This is a genomic window from Stenotrophomonas sp. PS02298, assembly GCF_029959445.1.
Taxonomy (GTDB): Bacteria; Pseudomonadota; Gammaproteobacteria; order Xanthomonadales; family Xanthomonadaceae; genus Stenotrophomonas.
Map to the genome: position 1 here is coordinate 20,640 of NZ_JASCOR010000019.1, position 23,512 is coordinate 44,151.

Here is a 23,512-nt window from a genome sequence, read left to right on the forward strand (position 1 = left end):
TTAGAGTTGGAATTGCGGTGCGGGCGCAGCGCCCTGCAGATAATCGAGATCGGTTTCGAACAGCGAGGCAATGCTGCCGTCGGCCTGGACCAGCACCGCTTCCATCACCGGCGAGACGCCGCGGATGGCAAACAGGCGGCCGCCGCTGCGCAGCAGCTTCAGCAGTTCCACCGGAACGGTTTCTACCGCACCGGTGATGCAGATGGCGTCGAACTGACGCTGGCTCTGCCAATTCAGGCCATCGGCCACTTCAATGCGGACATTGCTGCCCAGCTTGGCGGCGTCCAGGTTCTGGCGGGCACGCTCGGCCAGTTCTGGCTGGATTTCCAGGCTCAGCACTTCGCGGGCCAGCTGGCCCATGCAGGCGCTCAGGAAGCCGCTGCCGGTGCCGATTTCCAGCACTTCGTCGGTCGGCTGCAGATCCAGCGCCTGCAAGGTACGGCCTTCGATGACCGGCTTCATCATCTTCTGGCCATGGCCCAGTGGCAGCTCGATATCGGCATAGGCCAGGGCACGGTGCGATTCGGCGACGAAGGCTTCACGCGGCAGGCGGGCCAGCACGTCCAGCACGCGGACCTCCAGCACATCCCAGGGCCGGATCTGCTGTTCAACCATCATTTCGCGGACGTGGGAGTAATCGATCGTCATGGGAAGCTCATCATTCCAGCGCAGTGGGCCGGCCATTTTACCGGTTACCAGGCATAAAGTACGGACTGAACATTGCGGGGACAGCGGCGCCCGACGCAGTGCCGGAAGTCATTCGGACCACCGGTTCATTCAGGTTTCTGGCGCGGTTCATACGCCCGCAGGAAAAAATCGACGCTGGCGGCGATATGGGCGTCGGCATCGAGCTCGTCCGGGGCAGCGCACAGGCCACACATCATATGCGTATGGACCTCGCCCTTGATCAGGCAGAAAAACTGGCGCGCGGCCAGGGCCAGGTCGTCGATCTCCAGCTGGCCACGGACGACGCGCGCGCCGAGGAACTCGGCCAGCGCGGTTTCGGTACGGGCCGGACCGGCCTGCCAGAACATCTGGCGGACATGGTCGTCGGTATCCGTGGTCATCATCATGCGCTGGGTGGCAATGGCTGCATCGCTGCTGATCAAGCCAAAAAACGCATGGCCGATGCCCAGCAGCTGGCCATGCAGCGGTGCCTCGTTGTCGGTGATGAACAGCTCGTCGGGCATCATTTCCACGCACTTGGCCTGGATTGCCTCACTGAACAAGGTGTCCTTGTCGCCGAAATGGCTGTAGACCGTGAGTTTGGAGACGCTGGCGCGGGCAGCGATTTCGTCCATGCTGACGCCGTTGAAACCCTGCTCGATGAACAACTCCTTGGCCGCGTCCAGGATGGCCGCGCGCTTGCCCAGGTCCTTGGGACGACCCGGGCCTGAGCTGCGTGGCGCCGCTGCCGCGGACGCTGGGGAGGGTTTTCTCGGAGACATCAGGTAATACTAGACCAGCTGGTTCGATATTTATACTATACCGACGCGTTTAGTAATGGCGGTGAAATCACGCCATCTCTCTCCCCTTGCGTTCGCGACCCTACTTATGAACACCCTGCGCTGGATTGGTTGTTGCCTGTTCTTGCCCTTGCTTGTTGCCTGCGGCAAGCCCGAAACCGCCGCTGTACCCGCCGTGCCCGTGCTGGTGGAGCACCCATCCGGCAATGGCGGGATGGCAATCAGTGCCTATCCTGGCGAAGTGCGGGCCCGCGAGGAAACCGCGCTGTCGTTCCGTGTTGGCGGCAAGCTGCTGCGGCGTGAGGTCGACGCCGGCCAGCGGGTGAGCAAGGGCCAGTTGCTCGCCGAACTTGATGTTGCCGACTACAACCTGCAGGCGCGCGCGGCGCAGGCACAGTTTGCTGCCGCCGAGGCCGATCTGGTGCGTGCCCGCGATGAGCACAAACGCTATCAAACGCTGGCCAGCCAGCAGCTGGTCAGCCAGTCGGCGCTGGATGCGCAGACCGCTGCACTTAAGGCTGCCCAAGGCCAGGCCGACGCGGCGCGGGCCAACCTCGATGTCGCGCGCAACCAGTCCGGCTACGCCCAGTTGCATGCTCCGGAAGACGGCATGATCGCCACCCGCGAGGCCGAGGCCGGGCAGGTGGTCGCTGCCGGCCAGACCATTTACACGATGGCTGCCGATGGCGCGCGCGAAGTTGCCATCGCGTTGCCGGAAAGTGCTATCCGTGATTTCAGCGTTGGCCAGGCGGTCGAGGTCGAATTGTGGAACCAGGAGGGCAAGCGCCTGTCGGGCAGCATCCGTGAGATCGCCGCCGCTGCCGATCCGCAGGCGCGTACCTATGCTGCGCGGGTCAGTCTGGCTGCCGATGCATTGGATACGGTTGAACTGGGCCAGAGCGCGCGGGTTTTCATCGCCCACGGCAAGCACGGCGTGATGAGCGTGCCGCTGGCCGCGGTGCAGGCGGGCAAGCAGCCGCAGCAGACCAGCGTGTGGGTGGTGAACCCGGCCGATGGCAAGCTGCAGGCGCGTACGGTGACGCTGGGCGCCTATGGCCCGGAGAGCGTGCCGGTGTTGTCGGGGTTGAAGGCTGAGGATTGGGTGGTTGCCGCTGGCGGCCATCTGCTGCGCGAGGGCCAGCCGGTGACGGCCGTGGATCGCAGCAACCGGCCCATCGAACTTGGCGCACCGAAGAAGGCTGCGTCGGAGGGCTCGCGATGAGCCTGTCGAAATCTCATATGTGCGACACCTTCGCCCTTCCCCCGGCGGGGGAAGGGAACGGGATGGGGGCTGACGCTCGCGGCAATGCCGAGCGGCGCTGGATCCGCGCTGAAAAGGGGAGTGAGGCGTGAAACGCTTCAACCTCTCCGAATGGGCGCTCGGTAATCGCCCGCTGGTGTTGTTCATGATGATCGCGATGGCGATCATCGGTGCCTGGTCGTACAAGCACCTTGGCCAATCCGAAGATCCGCCGTTCACCTTCAAGGCGATGGTGGTGCAGACCATGTGGCCCGGCGCCACCGCCGAGCAGGTGTCCAAGCAGGTCACCGAGCCGATTGAAAAAGCGCTGATGAACACCGGCGAGTTCGAGTTCATCCAGGCCTATTCGCGCCCGGGCGAGTCGCAGGTGATCTTCATGGCACGCGACTCGATGCCGTCCAAGGACGTGCCCGAGCTGTTCTACCAGGTGCGCAAGAAGGTCGGCGACATCCACTCGCAGTTGCCGGCGGAAGTGATCGGGCCGTTCTTCAACGACGAGTTCGGCGACACCTTCGGCAACATCTACGCGTTGACCGGCAAGGGCTTCGACTATGCGTTGATGCGCGATTACGCCGACCGCATCCAGCTGCAGCTGCAGCGCGTGGATGACGTGGGCAAGGTGGAGCTGATCGGCCTGCAGGACGAAAAGGTGTGGATCCAGCTGTCCAACACCAAGCTGGCCACGCTGGGCGTGTCGATGCAGCAGGTGCAGCAGGCGCTGGCGCAGCAGAATGCGGTGGCTCCGGCCAGCTGGTTCGAGACCCCGACCGATCGCGTGCAGCTGCGCGTGACCGGTCAGTTCACTTCCGTCGAGGACATCCGCAACTTCCCGATCCAGGCCGGTGAACGTACCGTGCGCCTGGGTGATATCGCCGAGGTGAAGCGCGGCTTCGCCGATCCGGCCTCGGCCAAGATGCGCTTCATGGGCGAGGACGCCATCGGCATTGCGGTGGCGATGAAGGGCGGTGGCGACATCCTCAAACTGGGCAAGACGCTGGACAGCGAGTTCGAGCAGCTGCAGAAGACGCTGCCGGCCGGCATGCAGCTGCGCAAGGTCTCCGACCAGCCGCATGCGGTGAAGGAATCGGTGGGTGAGTTCGTCAAGGTGCTGACCGAAGCAGTCGTGATCGTGCTGCTGGTGAGCTTCTTCTCGCTGGGTTGGCGCACCGGCCTGGTGGTGGCGGTGTCGATCCCGCTGGTGCTGGCGATGACCTTCTTCGTCATGCACCAGTTCGATATCGGCCTGCACAAGATTTCGCTGGGCGCGCTGGTGCTGGCGCTGGGCCTGCTGGTGGACGACGCGATCATCGCGGTGGAGATGATGGCCACCAAGATGGAGCAGGGCTATGACCGCCTGCGCGCGGCCAGCTTTGCCTGGACATCCACCGCCTTCCCGATGTTGACCGGCACCTTGATCACCGCGGCCGGCTTCCTGCCGATTGCCACGGCGGCGTCCAGTACCGGTGAATACACGCGTTCCCTGTTCCAGGTGGTGACGATCGCGCTGGTGGTGTCGTGGATTGCCGCGGTGCTGTTCATCCCCTACCTGGGCGACAAGATGCTGCCGGACCTGCACAACCCGCAGCCGCCCAGGCCGGGCAGCATCGCCGGCCGCTGGCGCGCCATGCGCCTGCGCTGGGCCGACCGTAATCCGGCGCTGGCCAACGTGATCAAGCCCAAGGAACTGGCGCACGACCACGATCCGTACAAGAGCGCGTTCTACCAGCGTTTCCGCGGCTTCCTGGATGCCTGCCTGCGTCGTCGCTGGCTGGTGATCCTGGCCACTGCCGGCCTGTTCGTGTTCTCGCTGGTGATCTTCCGCTTCGTGCCGCAGCAGTTCTTCCCGGATTCAACCCGGCCGGAATTGATGGTGGATATCGAATTGGCCGAAGGCGCGTCCCTGACTGCCACCCAGGCACAGGCGCAGAAGTTCGAAGCGCTGATCAAGGGGCACAAGGGCGTGGCCAACTTCGTCGGCTATGTCGGCAACGGTTCGCCGCGCTTCTACCTGCCGTTGGACCAGCAACTGCCGGCCACCAACTTCGCCCAGTACGTGGTACTGGCCGAGGACACCAAGGCGCGCGAGGAGCTGCGTGATTGGCTGCTGAAAGAGGTGGTGCCGAAGTTCGGTGATGTGCAGCTGCGTGTGACCCGGCTGGAGAACGGCCCGCCGGTTGGCTACCCGGTGCAGTTCCGTATTTCCGGCGAGCATATCGAGCGGGTGCAGGCTATTGCTGCGCAGGTGGCGGAGAAGGTGCGGCAGAATCCGCATACCACCAACGTCAACCTCAACTGGAGCGAGCCGAGCAAGGTGGTGCGCTTGGTCGTGGACCAGGACCGCGCCCGCGTATTGGGCGTGAGCAGCGCGCAGCTGGCGCAGTTCCTGACCAGTTCGCTGTCGGGCATGAGCGTGAGCACCTACCGCGAAGGCAACCGCCAGATCGGCATGTTGCTGCGTGGTCCGGATGACGAACGCGCGCGCCTGGACATGCTGGGCAGCCTGGCCATTCCGACCGCCAGCGGCAAATCGGTGTCGCTGTCGCAGGTGGCCAAACTGGAATATGCCTTCGAAGACGGCATCATCTGGCACCGCGACCGCCTGCCGACCGTCACCGTGCGTGCCGATATCGGCGACAGCATGCTACCGGTGGGCGTGGTCGAGCAGATCGTGCCGACCTTGAGTGAAATCCGCGACGCCATGCCCAGCGGCTACCTGCTGGAAACCGGTGGCACCGTGGAAGACTCGGCACGCGGCCAGGATTCGATCAAGGCCGGCATGCCGCTGTTCCTGGTGGTGGTGGCGACCTTGCTGATGGTGCAGCTGCGCAGCTTCTCGCGGGCGGCGATGGTGTTCATCACCGCGCCGCTGGGCATCATCGGCGCCACCTGGTTCCTGCTGCTGTTCCAGGCCCCGTTCGGCTTCGTGGCGATGCTGGGCACGATTGCCCTGGCCGGCATGATCATGCGCAACTCGGTGATCCTGATCGACCAGATCCAGCAGGACATCGACGCCGGCCACGACCGTTGGCACGCCATCATCGATGCCACCGTGCGCCGCTTCCGGCCAATCGTGCTGACTGCGCTGGCGGCGGTGCTGGCGATGATCCCGTTGTCGCGCAGTGCCTTCTACGGCTCGATGGCGATCTCGATCATGGGCGGGCTGATCGTCGGCACGGTGCTGACCCTGGTCTTCCTGCCGGCGCTGTATGCGGCCTGGTTCCGGGTGCGCCCGGACGAGGCCAGTCACTGAGCGGCGCGCTGTGATCCGGCGCCGCCAAGGCTGGCCGTTGGGGCCAGCCGTAAGAAACGACGACGGATTTCACGGTTGAGGTGGTAAATTGGCGCGCCGACGGGGGAGTCGGCGTGACCTGCGGAGGCGGGTTTGTACAGACGCCAGAGGATTACCGACGCCACAGCTGCATGCCTTGCAGGCCGGGACCGGCTGGCGGCTTGGCTGTGCTCCCTGCTCGTAACAGCGCTGCTATGGGCCCTGATCTTGCCGCCGGCGCAGGCCGCGCGGCATACCGTGGCCGGGTGGGGCATGGAGCAGGGGCTGCCGCACAACCTGGTGCAGTCGGTGGCACAGGGCACCGACGGCTTCATCTGGCTGGGCACCTGGGAAGGCGTGGTCCGCTTCAACGGCCGCAGCTTCACCGTATTTGATCGGCAGAACACCCCGGGCGTAGAGCTTTCCGGGGTGCTGAGCATCCTGCCCGAGGCCGACGGCGCCGTGCTGTTCGGGACCATTTCCGATGGTGTCTATCGCTACCACCGTGGGCGTTGGGAAGCATTGGGGGGTGCCGATGCCCGGCATCTATCGGTTACCGCATTGCTGCGGGATCCATCCGGCGACCTGTGGATCGCCGCCAAGGACAAGCTGCTGCGCTTGCTGCCCTCGGGGCAGTTGCTCGATGCCGGTGCCACGCTTGGCCTGCCCGAGGTGCCGATCACCGCACTGCGCCTGATGGCGGACGGAACGGTGCTGGTTGCCACTGAAAAAGGTGTCTACCACCAGCAGCAGGGACGTCTGGCGCCGTGGAACGATTCGGCTGGTTGGGTGGTGCGTGATCTGGTCGATGATGGCGACAACGGCTGGGTGGTTGCAGCCGACGACGGTGTCCATTGGCTGCACGCTGATGGCCGACGGCAGCACCTGTTGCCTGGTGAGCGCGTGGATGCGGTGCGCCATGATGCCAGCGACGCGTTGTGGCTGAGCCTGTCCGCGGGCCGACTGGTGCGCTTGGCATCAGGCAAGACCGAGCGGATCGCGGTTCCCGGGCAGGTCAGTCCCGCCTTGTTGATCGACCGGGAAGGTCTGGTCTGGGCGGGCAGCACCGACGGCTTGTTCCGCATCGACGAAGGCGCGGCACGTGGGCTGACCATGGAGGATGGACTGGGCTCGGACTATCTGCGTGCGCTGATCCAGTCCGACAACGGCGATGTCTGGATCGGGCACTCCGAAGGCCTGAACCGCATGCGCGGCGATCTGATCAGCGCGGTGCGCCTGTTGCCGGGCACTGGCCGCGACGCGTCGGTGCTGGCCTTGGCTGCGCGTGGTCTAGGGGTGTGGGCAGGCACGTACAACAAGGGCGTGCTTGGCGTGGATGAGGCTGGTCGGGTCGTACAACAGATCAGCTTGCCGGGTACCGTGCAGCCGCTGATCCGCAGTCTGTTGAGTGAAGCCGATGGCAGCCTTTGGATAGGCAGCTCAGAAGGTCTGTATCACCACCAGAGCGGCAAGCTGCATCACTACGGACTGGAAGAGGGGCTGCCGGGACTGGCGGTGCATGCGCTGTACCGCGACGCTGCCGGCGTACTGTGGATAGGTACGGACGGTGGCATGGCGAGCCTGGACAAGGACGGCAAGCTGCAGGCGTGGTTGCCTGATGTGGGGTTTCCGGCGCGCTATGTCTTCGACTTCCTTGGCGACGACAATGGTGACCTGTGGATTGCCAGTGACCACGGACTGCTGCGCAAGCGCGGCTTGGACATTGCCGTGTTCGATCATCGCAACGGGTTGCCGCGCGACAAGGTGTTCCGGGTCATCGACGATGGCGCGGGCCATCTGTGGCTGCCCAGCAACCAGGGCGTGTTCCGCCTTGATCGCACGGATTTGATTGCCGTGGCTGCCGGCGCGCGTACACATCTGGCGGTGCAGGTGCTGGACCATACCGATGGCATGCCCAGCAGCCAGGGCAATGGCGCTTCATCCCCTGCAGGCTGGTTCACGCGTGACGGTGAATTGTTGTTTCCCACCGCCGGTGGCCTGGCGGTGATCGATCCGCAGCGTGTCGATGGCAATGCACGTTTCCGGAAGATTCCGGTGGCCATTGAGAGTGTGGTCATCGATGGCGATCCGCAGCCGGTGAGCAGCGCCTATTCCCTGCCAGCCGGCGTGGATCGCATTGCCGTGGCCTACGCCGGGCTGGGTTTCCGCGCGCCGGACAAGATGCGTTACCGCTATCGTCTGGAAGGCTTTGACAGTGATTGGTTGGATGCAGGCAGTCGCGTCGAAGCGATCTATACCAATCTGCCACCAGGGAAATATCGGCTGCGCATCCAGGCGATGTCGTTGCCGTTGGATTGGGAAAACACCAACCGCGGCGGCGAAGCAGTGCTGGAACTGGATATCGCCGCACCGCTATGGCAGCGCCCGTGGGTACGCTGGCTGAGCGCTGCGGCCGTGCTGGGCCTGATCCTGTTGCTGGCAGGTTGGCGCGCAGCCAGCTATCGGCGCGGGCAGCAGCGCTTGAGCAACGAGATCGCTGCACGCACCCAGGAATTGAGCGAGAAAAACCGCGCGCTGGAGCAGGCCGACTCCGAGCGCGCCAGCCTGTTGCAACGCCTGGAGCACCAGGCCATGCATGATCCGCTCACCGGTCTGCCCAATCGACGAGCCGGTGACGCCTACCTGCAGAAGGCGCTGCAGCGCGCCAGCACCGAGGGCACACCCTTGAACGTGGCCTTGGTGGATGTGGATCACTTCAAGCAGATCAATGACCGCTACGGTCACGATGCCGGCGATCAGGTGCTGCGTGACATCGCCAGCCTGTTGCAGCTGCGGCTTGGCAAGGAGCAGTTCGTGGCCCGGCATGGCGGTGAGGAGTTCCTGGTGGTGATACACGGCATATCACTGCAGGAGGCGGTGGCGGCATTGCAGGAGCTGCGGATCCGCCTGGCGCGGCTGCGCTTCGAGGACGTGGATGCCGACGTCAGTGTCACCGTCAGTATTGGTGTTGCGGCATTGGGCCCAGGCCAGACGGACGGGCGCACCCTGTTGGCAGCGGCTGACCGGCAGCTCTATCGCGCCAAGCGCGAAGGCCGCAACCGGGTCTTGTCATGACGACGGCGCCCGTGGGCGCCGCCGGTTTCGAACCGAACGAAGGCTGGATGATTCAGTACAGGCCCTGCGCCAACATGGCGTCGGCGACCTTGACGAAGCCGGCGATGTTGGCGCCGTCCACGTAGTTGACGCTGCCATCGGCACGCACGCCGTGATGCACGCAGTTGGCGTGGATCTCTTTCATGATCACGTGCAGGCGCTCGTCGACATCGGCGTGGCGCCAGGACAGGCGCAGCGCGTTCTGGCTCATTTCCAGGCCGGAGGTAGCCACGCCGCCGGCATTGCTGGCCTTGCCCGGCGCGTACAGCGTGCCGGCCTGCAGGAATACATCGACCGCTTCGAGTGTGGACGGCATGTTGGCGCCTTCGGCCACGCACAGCACGCCATTGTGGACCAGGGTACGTGCGTCGGTCTCATCCAGCTCGTTCTGGGTAGCGCAGGGCAGGGCGATGTCGGCCGGGATATGCCAGGGGCGGCGATCAGCAAGGAATTCAAAGCGCGCATCGTCGGCCAGCTCGGACAGGCGGCCGCGGCGCTCGTTCTTCAGCACCATCACTTCCTGGATGGCGGCGTCATCGAAGCCGTCGCGCGCGTACAGGGTGCCGCCGGAATCGGAGAAGGTCAGCACCTTGGCGCCGAGCTCGCTGGCCTTGATCGCCGCGTACTGGGCGACGTTGCCGGAACCGGACACCAGCACCTTGGCACCGTGGGTCTGGCGCTTGGCGTGGTGCAGCATCTGCTCGACGAAGTAGACCGTACCGAAGCCGGTGGCTTCCGGCCGCATCAGGCTGCCGCCAAAGGCCAGGCCCTTGCCGGTGAACACGCTGGAGGCGTCATTGCTGAGCTTCTTCATCATGCCGGCCATGAAGCCGACCTCGCGTGCGCCAACGCCGATATCACCGGCAGGCACATCGGTATCAGGACCGAGGTGGCGGTACAGCTCCAGCATCAGTGCCTGGCAGAAGCGCATCACCTCGCCATCGCTCTTGCCCTTGGGGTCGAAGTCCGAGCCACCCTTGCCGCCGCCCATCGGCAGCGTGGTCAAGGCGTTCTTGAAGGTCTGCTCGAAGGCCAGGAACTTGAGGATGGACAGGTTCACCGACGGGTGGAAGCGCATGCCACCCTTGAATGGACCAATTGCCGAGCTGTGCTGCACGCGCCAGGCACGGTTGACGTGGGTTTGCCCCTTGTCGTCGGCCCAGGCGACACGGAACTGGATGACCCGCTCCGGCTCGACCAGACGTTCCAGCAACCCGTATTGCGTGTACTTCGGGTTCTGCTGCAGGAACGGCCACAGGCTGTGCGCCACCTCCTTCACCGCCTGCAGGAACTCGGATTGGTTGGGGTCGCGCTTGGCCACATGGGCCAGGAAGTCGTCGGGAGTGCGGTAGTTCAAGGTCATTCCTTTTTCGTGCGGGACCTGAAGCGACAGGTCCAATGAAGAAACGGCGTGGTATCCACCTGGCGGGAACAGCCCGCAAAAAAAGACGCGGCCAAGGGCCGCGTCCGTTTACATCAGTTCAATTGTGCAAGCACGGCCTGGCCGGCTTGCTGGGTGCTGAGTGCCTGTCCTTGTGCTGCGAGGTCGGCAGTGAAGTGACCTCCATCGAGTGCGGATGTCACCGCCTGTTCGATGGCCGCAGCTTCCGCTTCCAATCCCAGTGAGTGCCGCAGCAGCATCGCCGCGCTCAAGATGGTGGCGTAAGGATTGGCGATGCCCTTGCCGGCGATGTCCGGTGCCGAGCCGTGGATCGGTTCGTAGATGCCGACCTTGCCCTGTTCGCCGAGCGAAGCCGATGGCAGCAGGCCGAGCGAACCGGCCAGCATCGAGGCCTCATCGGTGAGGATGTCGCCGAACATGTTCTCGGTGACGATCACATCGTAGACGCGCGGCTTGGCGATCAGGTGCATGGCCATGGAATCGACCAGCTGGTGTTCCAATTCCACGTCCGGGAATTCCTCGCGGCCGATACGTGCGGCGATGTCACGCCACAGGCGCGAGGTTTCCAGCACATTGGCCTTGTCCACCGAGGTCAGCTTGCCGCGGCGTTGCTGGGCCAGGCGGAAGGCGCTGCGCAGCACACGCTCGATCTCGACCACGGTGTAGCGACACAGGTCGCTGGCGCCGTCGGCATCGCGGGTCTTGTCGCCGAAGTAGATGCCGCCGGTCAGCTCGCGCACCACCACGAAGTCCACGTCCTTGAGCAGTTCGGGCTTGATCGGTGAGGCATTGAGCGCGGCCGGGTGGGTGCGCACCGGGCGCAGGTTGGCGTACAGGCCCAGTGCCTTGCGGATCGCGAGCAGGCCTTGTTCCGGGCGCACCTTGGCGTTCGGGTCGGACCACTTCGGGCCACCGACGGCGCCGAGCAGGACCGCATCGGCCTTGCTGCAGGCGTCCAGCGTGGCTGCCGGTAGCGGCTCGCCGTGATTGTCGATGGCGATGCCGCCGATGTCGTGTTCGCTGAAGCTGAAGCTGTGGCCGAACCGGCTTGCGATGGCCTTGAGCACGTCGACGGCAACGGCGGTGATTTCTGGACCGATGCCGTCACCCGGCAGTACGACGATGTTGGCTTGCATGTAAGGGTTCCGGTTGCTGTTGTTGAGAACTCCCTCCCTTGCGCCGAAGGCGCAGGGGAGGGCTGGGGAGGGGTAGCTCTTGCTGTTGCCGTTTGAGCCTTGCAAGCCCAAAGCCAACCCCCTCCCAGCCTCCCCCTGCCAGCTGCGCCGGCAAGGGGAGGGGTGTTTCGCGCGCTGCCCTGCAGGCGGCGCGGATTTATTCCCTCCCTTGCGCCGAAGGCGCAGGGGAGGGTTGGGGAGGGGTAGCTCTTGCTGTTGCCGTTTGAGCCTTACAAGCCAAAGCCAACCCCCTCCCGACCTCCCCCTGCCAGCTGCGCCGGCAAGGGGAGGGGTGTTTCATCATGCCGCGCGAGCCGCCTCATACCGCTCGATTTCATCCACCCGACCCAGCAGCCAGCCCAGCTGGTCAACACCTTCCAGCAGGCAGGTCTGCGAGAAACCATCCAGCGGGAAGCTGTATGCCTTGCCGCTGGAGGTACGCAGCTCACGCGCCGCCACATCCACGGTCAGCTCGTCATCCGGGTGCTGCATCAACTCCTGCACGTCGGCTTCGTCCAGCACGATCGGCAGCAGGCCGTTCTTCAGCGAGTTGTTGCGGAAGATGTCGGCGATCTCGCTGCTGACGATTGCCTGCAGGCCCAGATCGGTCAGCGCCCACGGCGCATGCTCGCGCGAGGAGCCGCAACCGAAGTTTCGCCCGGCCAGCAAAATCGCGCGGCCCTGGTTGTGCGGCTGGTTGAAGGCGAACTCCGCATTCGGTGAACCATCGGCCTGCCAGCGCCAATCATTGAACGCGTTCTTTCCCAGACCAGCGCGCTCGGTGGTGGACAGGAAACGCGCCGGGATGATCTGGTCGGTGTCGATATTGGTCTGGCGCAGCACCACGCTGCGCGAAACGATGCGGGTCAGTGCGGCCATCAGTACAGCTCCAGTGCGTAGCCCTTCTCCCATCGGGAGAAGGTGGCGCGCAGCGCCGGATGAGGGTGTGCTTGCGCAGTGTGTTTGCAGGAATGAGCAGCGGTCGCCCTCATCCGCCCCTTCGGGGCACCTTCTCCCGTTGGGAGAAGGGTAAAAGCGATAGCCATCACGCCACCTCCTTGGCAAACAGGTCGCGGGTGTCGGCAACGCGGCCGTTCACCGCTGCCCATGCCGCGCTCATCGGCGAGGCCAGCAAGGTGCGCGAGCCCGGGCCCTGGCGGCCTTCGAAATTACGATTGCTGGTGCTGACTGCCAACTGGCCGGGAGCGACCAGATCACCGTTCATGGCGATGCACATCGAGCAGCCCGGCTCGCGCCACTCGGCACCGGCGGCACGCACGATTTCGTGGATGCCTTCGGCCTCGGCATCGCGCTTGACGATCTCCGAGCCCGGCACCACCAGCATGCGCACGCCATCGGCGACGTGGCGGCCGCGCAGCACCTGCGCGACTTCGCGCATGTCGCTCAGGCGGCCATTGGTGCAGGAACCGACAAACACCACGTCGACCGGCGTACCGATCAAGCTATGGCCGGCTTCGAACTTCATGTAGTCCAGGCCCTTCTGCGCAGCGGCATCGTTGGCGGCCGGGATTGGCGCATCAACCGCAATCGCGGTGCCCGGGTGCGTGCCCCAGGTCAGCGTCGGGCGGATGTCGGCGGCGTCGATCTGGACTTCCACATCGAAGCGCGCGCCTTCGTCGCTGTTCAACGAGGACCAGTACGCAACGGCGGTGTCGAAGTCGGCGCCCTTGGGGCCGCGCGGGGTCTTGGCGACCCAGTCGAAGGTGACCTGGTCCGGTGCCACCATGCCGGCGCGGGCACCGGCTTCGATCGACATGTTGCACAGGGTCATGCGCTGTTCCATGTCCATCGCACGGATCGCCGAACCACGGAATTCCAGCACGTGGCCGGTGCCGCCGTTGACGCCGATCACGCCGATAATGTGCAGTACCACGTCCTTGGCACCCACGCCCGGCGCTACCTCGCCATCGACGGTGATCGCCATGGTCCTGGCCTTGCGCTGCAACAGGCATTGCGTGGCCAGTACATGGCCGACTTCGCTGGTGCCGATGCCGAAGGCCAGCGAACCGAATGCGCCATGCGTGGAGGTGTGGCTGTCACCGCAGACGATGGTCATGCCGGGCTGGGTGAAACCCTGCTCCGGGGCGATGACGTGGACGATGCCGCGGTTGGCCGAGGACAGGTCGAACAGCTCGATGCCGTACTCGGCGCAGTTCTTGGCGAGGGTTTCGACCTGCGCTTCGGAGGCTTTGCTGGCGTACGGCAGCTTGCCGTCCGGGCCGGCCGGCAGGGTCGGCGTGGAGTGATCCATCGTCGCCTTGGTGCGGTCGGTGCGGCGTGGCTTCAGGCCGCGCTCGCGCAGCTCGGTGAAGGCCTGTGGTGAGGTCACTTCATGGATCAGGTGCAGGTCGATGTACAGCACGGCCGGCGCGTTGTCGGATTCGGGGACGACAACGTGAGCGTCCCACAGTTTGTCGTACAGGGTTTTGGGTGCGGAGCTCATTGGTTCGTTCCGGTGCCTATGTTCTGCCGTCGCGCTCAGGCGCTGACGACTTCCTCGGTGGTGCTGCTTTCACGCTGGCGCAGCAGGCGGTTGGTGACATCCAGCCACGCAAGCGCGCTGGCTTCGATGATGTCACGGCTGGTGCCGGTGCCTTCGAGGATCTCACCTTCGTGACGCACGCTCAGGTTGGCTTCGCCGCGCGCATCGGCACCGATGCCGACGCTGTGCACGTGGTAGCTGTCCAGGGTCAGCTGCACGCCGGTGGCGGCCGACAATGCCGAGAACAAGGCGTCGACCGGGCCGTCGCCCTGTGCGGTTTCAGCGACGCGGTTACCTTCCGGATCGGACAGCTCGACCAGCGCATTGGCGCGGCTGCCGACGTCGCTGATGGTCATCGAGGCCAGGCGGTAGCCGTCGCTGCTGGAGGTGCCCTGCATCAGGGTCTGCAGGTCGGCGTCGGTGACCACGCGCTGCTGCTCGCACAGTGCCTTGAACTGCTCGAAGATCAGCTTCAGTTCTTCTTCTTCCAGCCAGTAGCCCAGCGCACGCAGGCGTGCCTCGACCGCGGCACGGCCGCTGTGGCGGCCCAGCACCATCTGCGAGGACTCCCAGCCCACGTCTTCCGGACGCATGATTTCGTAGGTATTGCGATTGCGCAGCATGCCGTGCTGGTGGATGCCGGATTCGTGCGCGAATGCATTGGCGCCGACAATGGCCTTGTTGCGCTGGACCGGCATGCCGACCAGACGCTGCAGCAGCTGCGAGGTGGGCACGATGCGGCGGGTGTCGAAGCCGGTGTCGAAGTTGTTGTAGAAGGCGTTGCGGACCTTCAGCACCATCGCGATTTCTTCCAGCGCGCAGTTGCCGGCGCGCTCGCCGATGCCGTTGATCGAACCTTCCACCTGGCGTGCACCGCCTTCGATGGCGGCCAGCGAGTTGGCCACAGCCAGGCCCAGGTCGTTGTGGCAGTGGGTACTGAACACCACCTTGTCAGCACCGGCCGCATTGGCGATCACGTGCTGGAACATCGCGCGGATTTCCTCCGGCGTGGTGAAGCCAACCGTGTCGGGCAGGTTGATGGTGCGCGCACCGGCGGCGATCGCGACCTGCGTGACTTCGGTCAGGAAGTCCAGTTCGGTGCGGGTGGCGTCCTCGGCGGAGAACTCGACATCGTCCAGGTAGCCGCGCGCCATGCTCACATGCTTGTGCACCGATTCCAGCACCTGTTCCTTGCTGATGCGCAGCTTGTGCTCGCGGTGCAGCGGACTGGTGGACAGGAACAGGTGCAGGCGCGGGCGCGCTGCGGCTTCCAGGGCCTTGATGGAGGTTTCGATATCGCCGGCCAGGCAGCGCGACAGCACTGCCAGGACCGGCTGTCGTACCTCGCGGCCGATCAGCGCCATGGCTTCGCGGTCGGACTGCGAACTTGCGGGGAAGCCGGTTTCGATCACGTCCACGCCCAGTTCCGCCAGCGCCCTTGCCATCACCAGCTTCTGCGGTGGCGTCATGCTGCAGCCGGGTGATTGCTCACCGTCGCGCAGGGTCGTGTCGAAGATGGTAATTCGCGGGGTATTGTTGGTTGGAGTATTCACCAGAGGGTCTCCTCGACTGCGGCGGTAACGGGAATTTGGGGGGATTCGGATCTGGAACTGCGCTGTGTGGATGCAACGACACGGCTTCTAAGTCGTTCGGCGTTACGCCGTCGAGGTTTGCGTGGTGGGCTGGGGCGTACTTCAGACAACAAGGTCGACAATACCGTGGCATCGATGTTGCCGCCGGATACCACCGCACATTTGCGCTTGCCGGAGACGCGGCGGCCTGCGGCCAACGCCAGTGCACCTGCACCTTCGGCGATGACGTGTTCTTCCAGTGCCAGTCGCACCAGGGTTTCGCGCAGCTCGGCTTCGCGCACGATGACCACATCGTCGAGCAGGCTGGCGCACAGGCGGCGGGTGAGGAAGCCTGGAATCTTGACCTTGACGCCATCGGCGAGGGTCGGCACCGGATCAACTTCGCGTACATCGCCCTTGATCGCGCGTGCCATCGAGTCCACGCCTTCAACCTGCGCGCCGATGATGCGGACGCCCTGCGATTTCAGGGCCAGGGCGACGCCCGAGGCCAGGCCGCCGCCGCCGATCGGCACGATCACCACGTCCGGTGCATGCGGGGCCAACTCGATGCCCAGCGTGCCCTGGCCGGCGATCACGTCGGGGTCGTCGAAGGCGGACAGAAAACGGTAGCCGTTCTGCTCGGCCAGCTCGCGGGCGAAGGCGAAGGCTTCGTCGTAGCTGTTGCCGTGCTGGCGCACGGTGGCGCCCCAATGCTGGACGCCGGCGATCTTGGTGGCCGGTGCGCCATGCGGCATCACCGTGATGGCCTGCACTCCCAACCGATGCGAAGCCCAAGCCACGCCTTGGGCGTGATTGCCGGCCGAGGCGCAGATAACCGGGCGTTCGTCGCCGCGCTCCAGTGCCGCCAGCATTGCGTTCAAGGCACCACGCACCTTGTAGGAACCGGTGCGCTGCAGGTTCTCCAGCTTCAACCAGGTGCCGAAACGTTCGGCGTAATGCAGCGGGGTAGGCGGCAGAAAACGGCGCAGGCGTGCCTGCGCGGCCAATACGTCGGCAACGCTGACGTTCAGGGCGTCAGCGGGTGTTGCAACTGCGTTGGCGCGGCCACGGTCAGGCATGTACGTGGCCGTCACCGGATACAAGCGAACCAGCTGTCGGCTGTTCGCGTCGAAGAAGACGCCTCCGTGGTTTGCGGCGGCGTACTACCGGTACGCCACTTACATCGCTGCTCATACGCTGGCACCTGCTACGGCAACCAGTTGCACGGATTCGCAGTCATAGACTTTCTGCAACTGGTGGCACAGGGTTTCCGGCGGGCGCGTGCCATGGATATCCATCTGCACGTGCCAGCGGCCGGCATCGTCGGCATTGCGGGCGCCGGCGATGTTGCTGGGGGCGAAGCCGCGCCGTTCGACCATGCCGATCACGCGCACCAGCGCGCCTTCGGCAGGCTTCAGCACCAGGTCAAGCCGGTATTGCATTGGAACTCTCCTGCGCTGCCTTGGCATGGGCTGGGTTGCTGTCCAGCATGGTGCTGTTGGCGTTGTTGGGTGGCACCAGCGGCCACACGTTGGCGCGTGCATCGATGGACACGTGCAGCAGTGCCGGGCCGGGGGTATCCAGCATGGCGGCCAGTGCATCTTCAACCTGCGCACGCTGGGTGATGCGGGTGGCGGGGATGCCGAACACTTGTACCAGCGCGGCGAAATCCGGGTTGTCGGACAGGTCGATCTCGCTGTAACGCTCGGCGAAGAACAGCTCCTGCCACTGCCGGACCATGCCCAGCGAGGAGTTGTCCAGCAGCACGATCTTCACCGGCAGACGACAGCGGGCGATGGTGGCCAGCTCCTGCACGTTCATCATGAAGCTGCCATCACCGGAAACCAGCACCACGGTGCGATCGGGGCAGGCGAACTGCGCACCCATCGCCGCTGGCAGGCCGAAGCCCATCGTGCCCAGCGCGCCGGAAGTCAGGTGATTGCGCGGGTGGTTGAAGCGGCAGTGCTGCGCCACCCACATCTGGTGCTGGCCGACATCGCAGGCGATGACGGTATCCGGCGGTGCCACTTCGCTCAGCCGCTTCAGCAGCGCGGGGGCGTAGATGTCATGGCCGGGTGCGTCGTAGCGTGCGGCGAACTTCTCACGGTTGGCGGCGCAACGTGCACGCCAGTTGTTGCAGCTGCTGCGGATGCTGGTCAACGCCTGCAGGCCGGTCTTGACGTTGCCTGGGATGGCGATGTCGACCGCGCGCAGCTTGGAGATCTCGTAGGCATCGGCATCCAGGTGGATGACGCGGGCGAACGGGGCGAACTCGGCCAGCTTGCCGGTGGCGCGGTCATCGAAGCGGGCACCGACCACGATCAACAGGTCCGACTCCTGCACCGCCATGTTGGCGGCGCGGGTGCCATGCATGCCCAGCATGCCCAGATACTGCGGATGATTGGCCGGCAAAGCGCCCAGCCCGCGCAGGGTCAACACGGTCGGGATGCCCGAGCTTTCGACGAAGTGACGGAACTCACCAACCGCATCGGCCAAGCCGATACCGCCACCGCCGTAGATCACGGGCTTTTCGGCAGCGGCAATCATCTCGACCGCAGCAGCCAGACGCTCGGCCGACGGTGCCGGCACTGGATCGATCGAGGCCGGCACGTGATCGGGCAGGTGCGAGGCATCGCCCAACTGCACGTCCTTGGGCAGGTCGATCAGCACCGGACCGGGCCGCCCTTCACGGGCGACGCGGAAGGCTTCGGCAACCACCTGCGGCAGCTCATCAACGCTACGCACCAGCCAACTGTGCTTGACGATCGGCATGGTCATGCCGAACACATCCAGTTCCTGGAACGCATCGGTACCCAGCAACGGGGTAGCGACCTGACCGGTCAGGCACACCATCGGTACCGAGTCGAGCATGGCGTCGGCGATGCCGGTGACCAGGTTGGACGCGCCCGGGCCGGAGGTGGCCACGCATACGCCTACCTTGCCGCTTGCGCGGGCATAACCATTGGCGGCAAGCGCCGCGCCCTGCTCGTGTCGTACCAGGATGTGCTTGAGGCTGGAGTCCACCAATGCGTCGTAGAACGGCATGATGGTGCCGCCCGGGTAGCCGAACAGCGTTTGCACGCCTTCGGCTTCCAGGGCCTGCGTCAGCCAGCGTGCGCCGTTACGGGGCGCACCGGGGGTGGAAGTGTTCATGCAGCGACCTTTGCCAGTTGCGGGTGGGGGACCGCGGATTACGCAGTCTGTGCTTGCAGCCAAACCATCTTGGCGCGGAGCTCTTTGCCCACTTTCTCGATCGGGTGTTCCATGTCGGCCTGCTGGAACTTCTTGTAGTTCGGCAGGCCGGCTTCGTACTCGGCTTCCCAGTTCCTGGTGAAGGTGCCGTTCTGGATATCGGTCAGCACGTCCTTCATGCGGGCCTTCACCGAGGCATCGATGACGCGCGGACCGCTGACGAAGTCGCCGTACTGCGCGGTCTCGGAGATGAACTCCAGCATGCGGGTGATGCCGCCTTCGTAGAACAGGTCGACGATCAGCTTCAGTTCGTGCAGCACTTCGTAGTAAGCGATTTCCGGCTGGTAGCCGGCTTCCACCAGCGTTTCGAAGCCGGCCTGGACCAGCGAGGAGGCACCGCCGCACAGCACGGCCTGCTCACCGAACAGATCGGTTTCGGTCTCTTCCTTGAAGGTGGTCTTGATGATGTTGGCGCGGGCGCCGCCCAGACCAGCCGCATAGGCCAGCGCGAACTGCTCGGCCTTGCCGCTCTTGTCCTGGTAGACCGCGTAGATGCACGGCACGCCGCGGCCGATTTCATACTCGCGACGCACCAGTGCGCCCGGGCCCTTCGGCGCGACCAGCACCACGTCCAGGTCGGCGCGCGGCTCGATCATGCCGAAATGCACGTTCAGGCCGTGCGCGAACAGCAGGCAGGCGCCCTGCTTCATGTTCGGCGCCAGCACCTCGTTGTACAGCTTCTTCTGCACCATGTCCGGGGTCAGCACGGCGACCAGGTCGGCGTCCTTGACCGCTTCGGCCGGGCTCTTGACGGTGAAGCCATCGGCCTGCGCCTTGACCTCGGTGGGGCCGCCAGCGCGCAGGCCGACAACCACGTCGAAGCCGGATTCACGCAGGTTCATGGCATGGGCGCGGCCCTGGCTGCCGTAACCGACGACGGCGATTTTGATCTGGGGCAGTTCGTTGGTGCTCATGGTGCTTGGTTTCCTTGCAATGAAGAGAGTCAGGCAGAAATAAAAACGGCCGTTGCGTCAGGACGCAGCGGCCGGGGCGGGCGGGGGAGGCACCATGCAGGTCGCAGCGCTGCGGCTGGCGGCGTTGGCGGTGTGTTTCCTGGAGGTGTCAGTGGTTGGGTACATGGTTTCAGATGAAATAGAAGCTGGAAACGAAAAACCCCGCACCGGGGTCGGCGCGGGGTCTTTAGTCGAATCTGGCTGTCTTTACGTTACGCGCCAGTCTGCCCCGCACCTGTTGGCTCGGTAACAAGTACGAGTACAAGAATCGACGCCGCGGCGTGGGCCGGGGTCGAAGTCAGGTCAGCGGTGGCGTTGTGGCGTTGCAGCATGGGTCGAGATAACCATCGCGTCGTCATCATGTCAACGCTTGCCGGTGTGATTTCCCGTATCTGGCGCGGAAGGCCCGTCGCAGCTGCATGGTTGCGACTGAAACCTGCAGGCTCAAGCGCCAGCCGCAGCCGGTTTGCGCGGATTCCGGTCAATGCCACGAGTTGATTGGGCCGGAGGGAATATTTGTCCTGTCGTGATTGGATTGCGTCGCTTTTGCCGGTTTAGCAAGTAACAGGCTCTTTTCTGGGCCGGCCGGAGGTAGGGAACCATGACGCAGAAAACAGGACAGGACATCACGTGTGCAGGCGCACACCGGTGTGACGTACCCGGCGAGGGGCGGTCTCCCGGTCTGCTGCAGCTGATGGGCCAGGGGGGTGTTCTGCCGACTCCGCTGATCTACCGGAAGGGCTGGGCCCTGCTTGGCTACCTGTCGGTCGAGTCCAATCGCATGCATTCGCGGGCAGCGCTGGCGGCCCTGTTGTGGCCCAGCCTGGGGGAGACCAGTGCCTTGACCAACCTGCGCCAGGTGTTGAGCAACCTCAATCGCTTCTGCAATCTGGTGATGGAGGAGGGCATGCTGCGCATCGAGCGCTCGGCGGTTGGCCTGATGCGTGGCGGTGAGCCCATGTTCGATATCGATCTGCTGGAGCAGGCGCCGTGCGAATCGGTTCATCTGATGGCCGAGCAGCGGGTGTTCCTGGATGGAATGGAGGACATTGCCGATTCCAACTTCCAGAGCTGGTTGGCGAGTACCCGCCAATCGCTGGACGCACAGCTGATCGACGCGGCGGCACGCTGCTGCGATGAAATGCTGGAAGCATCGCGTTGGGAGTCGGCGATGCAGCTGGCCAATGCCTTGAGTAAGCGCGATCCATGGAATGAAGCGCATACCCGGCGGGTGATGCGCGCCCACGCCGGCACCGGCATGCGGGGCGCGGCGCTGAAGGTCTATCAGCGATTCGAATCGGTATTGCGGCAGGAGTTGGGGCTGGATCCAGACCAGGAGACGCGTGGCTTGCTGGAGCAGATCAGTAGCGGACACGAGGCAGCCGGCTTGATCGGAATGGCGTCTGCACGGATGTAGGGCGGGGTTGCCCGCGGCGGACTGCGAGCTGGCGGTCTTGCTGTGGGAGCGGCATCAGCCGCGAAGCTGGGGTTGCTCAATCCGCTTCATCTGGTGACGTCCCTGTTTGGGCTGCGGATGCTTCTCCTACAAGACAGCGTGATGCCCGGGGCTTGGCTTGGCTGGCTTGAACGCAGGGGGGACGGGGAGTGCATTGCCGGGCGCCTGCACAAGGCGTGCGTCAGCGCGGTGGCTGGGCTATCGTCCCGCCATTCCCTTGCTGGTTGTCTGCCATGCTGCGTAGCGCGTTGTTGCTTGCCCTGTCTACTGTGTCGGTAACGGCGTTTGCCGCAGACCGCATCACCGGCCATGAATTTGCCACCCGCTCGGAAGTCATCGCGCCGCATGCAATGGCAGCCACCTCGCAGCCGTTGGCCACCCAGATCGCGCTGGACGTGATGAAGGGCGGCGGCTCGGCGATGGATGCGGCCATCGCTGCCAATGCCGCGCTGGGATTGATGGAGCCGACCGGCAATGGCATTGGCGGCGACCTGTTCGCGATCGTCTGGGACCCGAAGACGCAGAAGCTCCATGGCTACAACGGCTCGGGTCGTTCACCGCGTTCGTTGACGCTGGCGGAGTTGCAGCGGCGTGGCTTGAAGGAGATTCCGGCGACCGGGCCGCTGCCGGTATCGGTGCCTGGCGCGGTGGATGGCTGGTTCGCATTGCATGAACGCTTCGGGCGCAAGCCCATGGCTGAAAACCTGGCGCCGGCAATCGCCTATGCGCGCGAAGGGCATCCGGTATCCGAGGTCATTGCCTACTACTGGGATCGCTCGGTGCCCAAGCTGTCGCAGTATCCGGGTTTCAAGGAGCAGTTCACCATTGATGGACACGCGCCACGCAAGGGGCAGATGTGGCGCAATCCAAACCTGGCAAACACCTTGCAGCAGATTGCCGATGGTGGCCGCGATGCGTTCTACAAAGGTGACATCGCGCGCGGCATTGGCGACTACTTCAAGGCCAATGGCGGTTATCTGAGCTACGAGGACATGGCCGCGCATCACGGCGAGTGGGTCGAGCCGGTCAGCAGCAACTACCGTGGTTATGACGTGTGGGAACTGCCACCGAACAGCCAGGGCATCGCTGCGCTGCAGATCCTCAACGTGCTGGAAGGCTACGATTTCTCGAAGATTCCATTCGGCTCGGCCGAGCACATCCATCTGTTCGTTGAAGCCAAGAAACTGGCCTTCGCCGATCGCGCCCGGTTCTACGCGGACCCGGCGTTCTCGCCGGCGCCGGTGCAACGGCTTGTTTCCAAGGACTACGCTGCACAGCGCCGCAGCCTGATCTCGATGGACAAGGCCTTGAAGGAAGTTCAGCCGGGAACGCCCAGGCAGCTGGAGGAGGGCGACACCATCTACATGACCGTGGCCGATGCTGACGGCATGATGGTGTCGCTGATCCAGTCAAACTATCGCGGCATGGGCAGCGGCATGGCGCCGCCGGGGCTGGGTTTCATTCTGCAGGATCGTGGCGAGATGTTCGTGCTGCAGAAGGATCATCCCAACGGTTATGCACCGGGCAAGCGCCCGTTCCAGACCATCATTCCGGCATTCATCACCAAGGATGGCAAGCCGTTCGCCAGCTTCGGGGTGATGGGCGGTGCGATGCAGCCACAGGGGCATGCACAGATCGTGATGAACCTCGTCGACTTCGGCATGAACCTGCAGGAAGCCGGCGATGCACCGCGCATCCAGCACGAGGGCTCCACCGAGCCCACCGGGCAGGCCACGGCGATGCGTGATGGTGGCGAGGTCAATCTGGAAACCGGGTTTTCCTACGAGACGGTACGTAGCCTGATGCGCAAGGGCCATCGCGTGGTGTTTGCCGACGGCCCCTATGGCGGCTACCAGGCGATCATGCGTGACCCGGAAAGCGGCGTTTACTACGGCGCTTCGGAGAGCCGCAAGGACGGTCAGGCGGCGGGGTACTGATCTTCGCTTCTTTTCGTTGTGGCAGGGTCAACGCCAAAGCCAAAGCCAAAGCACCCCTCCCCAACCCTCCCCTTCGCTGCGCGAAAGGGAGGGGGCCGTTCTTGGCGATCTGCAAGATGGCGACGGAGCCGCTTCTACCCCCTCCCTTTCGCGC

The 23,512-nt window shown here is 64.6% G+C and carries 16 protein-coding genes; 5 read left to right on the forward strand and 11 right to left on the reverse strand.

Annotated elements, in window-relative coordinates:
* Positions 1-648 (reverse strand): protein-L-isoaspartate O-methyltransferase, encoded by a 648-nt coding sequence (locus QMX78_RS05040; protein ID WP_282267184.1) that lies wholly within the window; start codon positions 646-648, stop codon positions 1-3.
* Between the two features lie 125 nt (positions 649-773).
* On the reverse strand, positions 774-1,448 hold the full coding sequence (locus QMX78_RS05045) for a TetR/AcrR family transcriptional regulator (RefSeq protein WP_282267186.1): 675 nt from the start codon (positions 1,446-1,448) through the stop codon (positions 774-776).
* A gap of 106 nt (positions 1,449-1,554) precedes the next feature.
* Between QMX78_RS05045 and QMX78_RS05050 the strand changes: the two genes are divergently transcribed.
* The 3 genes from QMX78_RS05050 to QMX78_RS05060 all read left to right on the forward strand — a co-directional run bounded on the left by QMX78_RS05050 (position 1,555) and on the right by QMX78_RS05060 (position 9,070).
* Positions 1,555-2,688 (forward strand): efflux RND transporter periplasmic adaptor subunit, encoded by a 1,134-nt coding sequence (locus QMX78_RS05050; RefSeq protein WP_282267188.1) that lies wholly within the window; start codon positions 1,555-1,557, stop codon positions 2,686-2,688.
* A 127-nt stretch (positions 2,689-2,815) separates the two neighbouring features.
* Positions 2,816-5,977: an efflux RND transporter permease subunit gene (locus QMX78_RS05055; protein ID WP_282267190.1), complete on the forward strand. Its 3,162-nt coding sequence runs from the start codon at positions 2,816-2,818 to the stop codon at positions 5,975-5,977.
* A gap of 246 nt (positions 5,978-6,223) precedes the next feature.
* Entirely contained in the window at positions 6,224-9,070 is a 2,847-nt protein-coding gene (locus QMX78_RS05060; protein WP_282267192.1) for a ligand-binding sensor domain-containing diguanylate cyclase, read from the forward strand.
* Between the two features lie 52 nt (positions 9,071-9,122).
* Here the strand turns inward: QMX78_RS05060 and gdhA are convergent, their stop codons facing one another.
* The 9 genes from gdhA to ilvC form a co-directional block, all read right to left on the reverse strand.
* Positions 9,123-10,472: an NADP-specific glutamate dehydrogenase gene (gdhA, locus tag QMX78_RS05065; RefSeq protein WP_282267194.1), complete on the reverse strand. Its 1,350-nt coding sequence runs from the start codon at positions 10,470-10,472 to the stop codon at positions 9,123-9,125.
* 113 nt (positions 10,473-10,585) lie between these two features.
* Positions 10,586-11,647, reverse strand: coding sequence for a 3-isopropylmalate dehydrogenase (leuB, locus tag QMX78_RS05070; protein ID WP_282267196.1), 1,062 nt, complete (start codon positions 11,645-11,647; stop codon positions 10,586-10,588).
* 339 nt (positions 11,648-11,986) lie between these two features.
* Positions 11,987-12,565 carry a 3-isopropylmalate dehydratase small subunit gene (gene leuD / locus QMX78_RS05075; RefSeq protein ID WP_282267197.1) on the reverse strand — a complete coding sequence of 193 codons (579 nt, stop codon included), beginning with the start codon at positions 12,563-12,565 and terminating at the stop codon, positions 11,987-11,989.
* A gap of 166 nt (positions 12,566-12,731) precedes the next feature.
* Positions 12,732-14,150, reverse strand: coding sequence for a 3-isopropylmalate dehydratase large subunit (leuC, locus tag QMX78_RS05080; protein ID WP_282267199.1), 1,419 nt, complete (start codon positions 14,148-14,150; stop codon positions 12,732-12,734).
* Between the two features lie 35 nt (positions 14,151-14,185).
* Complete coding sequence (locus tag QMX78_RS05085) at positions 14,186-15,745, reverse strand: 2-isopropylmalate synthase (RefSeq protein WP_282267213.1); 1,560 nt, start codon at positions 15,743-15,745, stop codon at positions 14,186-14,188.
* A complete protein-coding gene (locus QMX78_RS05090) occupies positions 15,739-16,839 on the reverse strand; it encodes a threonine dehydratase (RefSeq protein WP_282267201.1) in 1,101 nt (366 codons plus the stop codon). The genes QMX78_RS05085 and QMX78_RS05090 overlap by 7 nt, the downstream gene beginning before the upstream one ends.
* 111 nt (positions 16,840-16,950) lie before the next feature.
* Positions 16,951-17,202, reverse strand: coding sequence for an ACT domain-containing protein (locus tag QMX78_RS05095; RefSeq protein WP_282267202.1), 252 nt, complete (start codon positions 17,200-17,202; stop codon positions 16,951-16,953).
* On the reverse strand, positions 17,186-18,913 hold the full coding sequence (gene ilvG, locus QMX78_RS05100) for an acetolactate synthase 2 catalytic subunit (RefSeq protein ID WP_282267204.1): 1,728 nt from the start codon (positions 18,911-18,913) through the stop codon (positions 17,186-17,188). Before ilvG ends, QMX78_RS05095 begins: the two co-directional genes overlap by 17 nt.
* A gap of 38 nt (positions 18,914-18,951) precedes the next feature.
* Entirely contained in the window at positions 18,952-19,926 is a 975-nt protein-coding gene (gene ilvC, locus QMX78_RS05105) for a ketol-acid reductoisomerase (protein WP_282267207.1), read from the reverse strand.
* 640 nt (positions 19,927-20,566) lie between these two features.
* Here ilvC and QMX78_RS05110 point away from each other — a divergent pair.
* On the forward strand, positions 20,567-21,382 hold the full coding sequence (locus QMX78_RS05110) for a BTAD domain-containing putative transcriptional regulator (RefSeq protein ID WP_282267209.1): 816 nt from the start codon (positions 20,567-20,569) through the stop codon (positions 21,380-21,382).
* A 272-nt stretch (positions 21,383-21,654) separates the two neighbouring features.
* Positions 21,655-23,358 (forward strand): gamma-glutamyltransferase, encoded by a 1,704-nt coding sequence (gene ggt, locus QMX78_RS05115; RefSeq protein ID WP_282267211.1) that lies wholly within the window; start codon positions 21,655-21,657, stop codon positions 23,356-23,358.
* Positions 23,359-23,512: the final 154 nt, after the last annotated feature.

What these genes read in the sequence shown, in the direction of transcription:
- leuC (WP_282267199.1), bottom strand. Translation starts at nt 14,150, where the DNA reads ATGAGCTCCGCACCCAAAACCCTGTACGACAAACTGTGGGACGCTCAC.
- QMX78_RS05050 (WP_282267188.1), top strand. Translation starts at nt 1,555, where the DNA reads ATGAACACCCTGCGCTGGATTGGTTGTTGCCTGTTCTTGCCCTTGCTT.
- gdhA (WP_282267194.1), bottom strand. Translation starts at nt 10,472, where the DNA reads ATGACCTTGAACTACCGCACTCCCGACGACTTCCTGGCCCATGTGGCC.
- QMX78_RS05040 (WP_282267184.1), bottom strand. Translation starts at nt 648, where the DNA reads ATGACGATCGATTACTCCCACGTCCGCGAAATGATGGTTGAACAGCAG.
- QMX78_RS05095 (WP_282267202.1), bottom strand. Translation starts at nt 17,202, where the DNA reads ATGCAATACCGGCTTGACCTGGTGCTGAAGCCTGCCGAAGGCGCGCTG.
- QMX78_RS05045 (WP_282267186.1), bottom strand. Translation starts at nt 1,448, where the DNA reads ATGTCTCCGAGAAAACCCTCCCCAGCGTCCGCGGCAGCGGCGCCACGC.
- ggt (WP_282267211.1), top strand. Translation starts at nt 21,655, where the DNA reads ATGCTGCGTAGCGCGTTGTTGCTTGCCCTGTCTACTGTGTCGGTAACG.
- QMX78_RS05110 (WP_282267209.1), top strand. Translation starts at nt 20,567, where the DNA reads ATGACGCAGAAAACAGGACAGGACATCACGTGTGCAGGCGCACACCGG.
- leuD (WP_282267197.1), bottom strand. Translation starts at nt 12,565, where the DNA reads ATGGCCGCACTGACCCGCATCGTTTCGCGCAGCGTGGTGCTGCGCCAG.
- QMX78_RS05090 (WP_282267201.1), bottom strand. Translation starts at nt 16,839, where the DNA reads ATGCCTGACCGTGGCCGCGCCAACGCAGTTGCAACACCCGCTGACGCC.
- leuB (WP_282267196.1), bottom strand. Translation starts at nt 11,647, where the DNA reads ATGCAAGCCAACATCGTCGTACTGCCGGGTGACGGCATCGGTCCAGAA.
- ilvG (WP_282267204.1), bottom strand. Translation starts at nt 18,913, where the DNA reads ATGAACACTTCCACCCCCGGTGCGCCCCGTAACGGCGCACGCTGGCTG.
- ilvC (WP_282267207.1), bottom strand. Translation starts at nt 19,926, where the DNA reads ATGAGCACCAACGAACTGCCCCAGATCAAAATCGCCGTCGTCGGTTAC.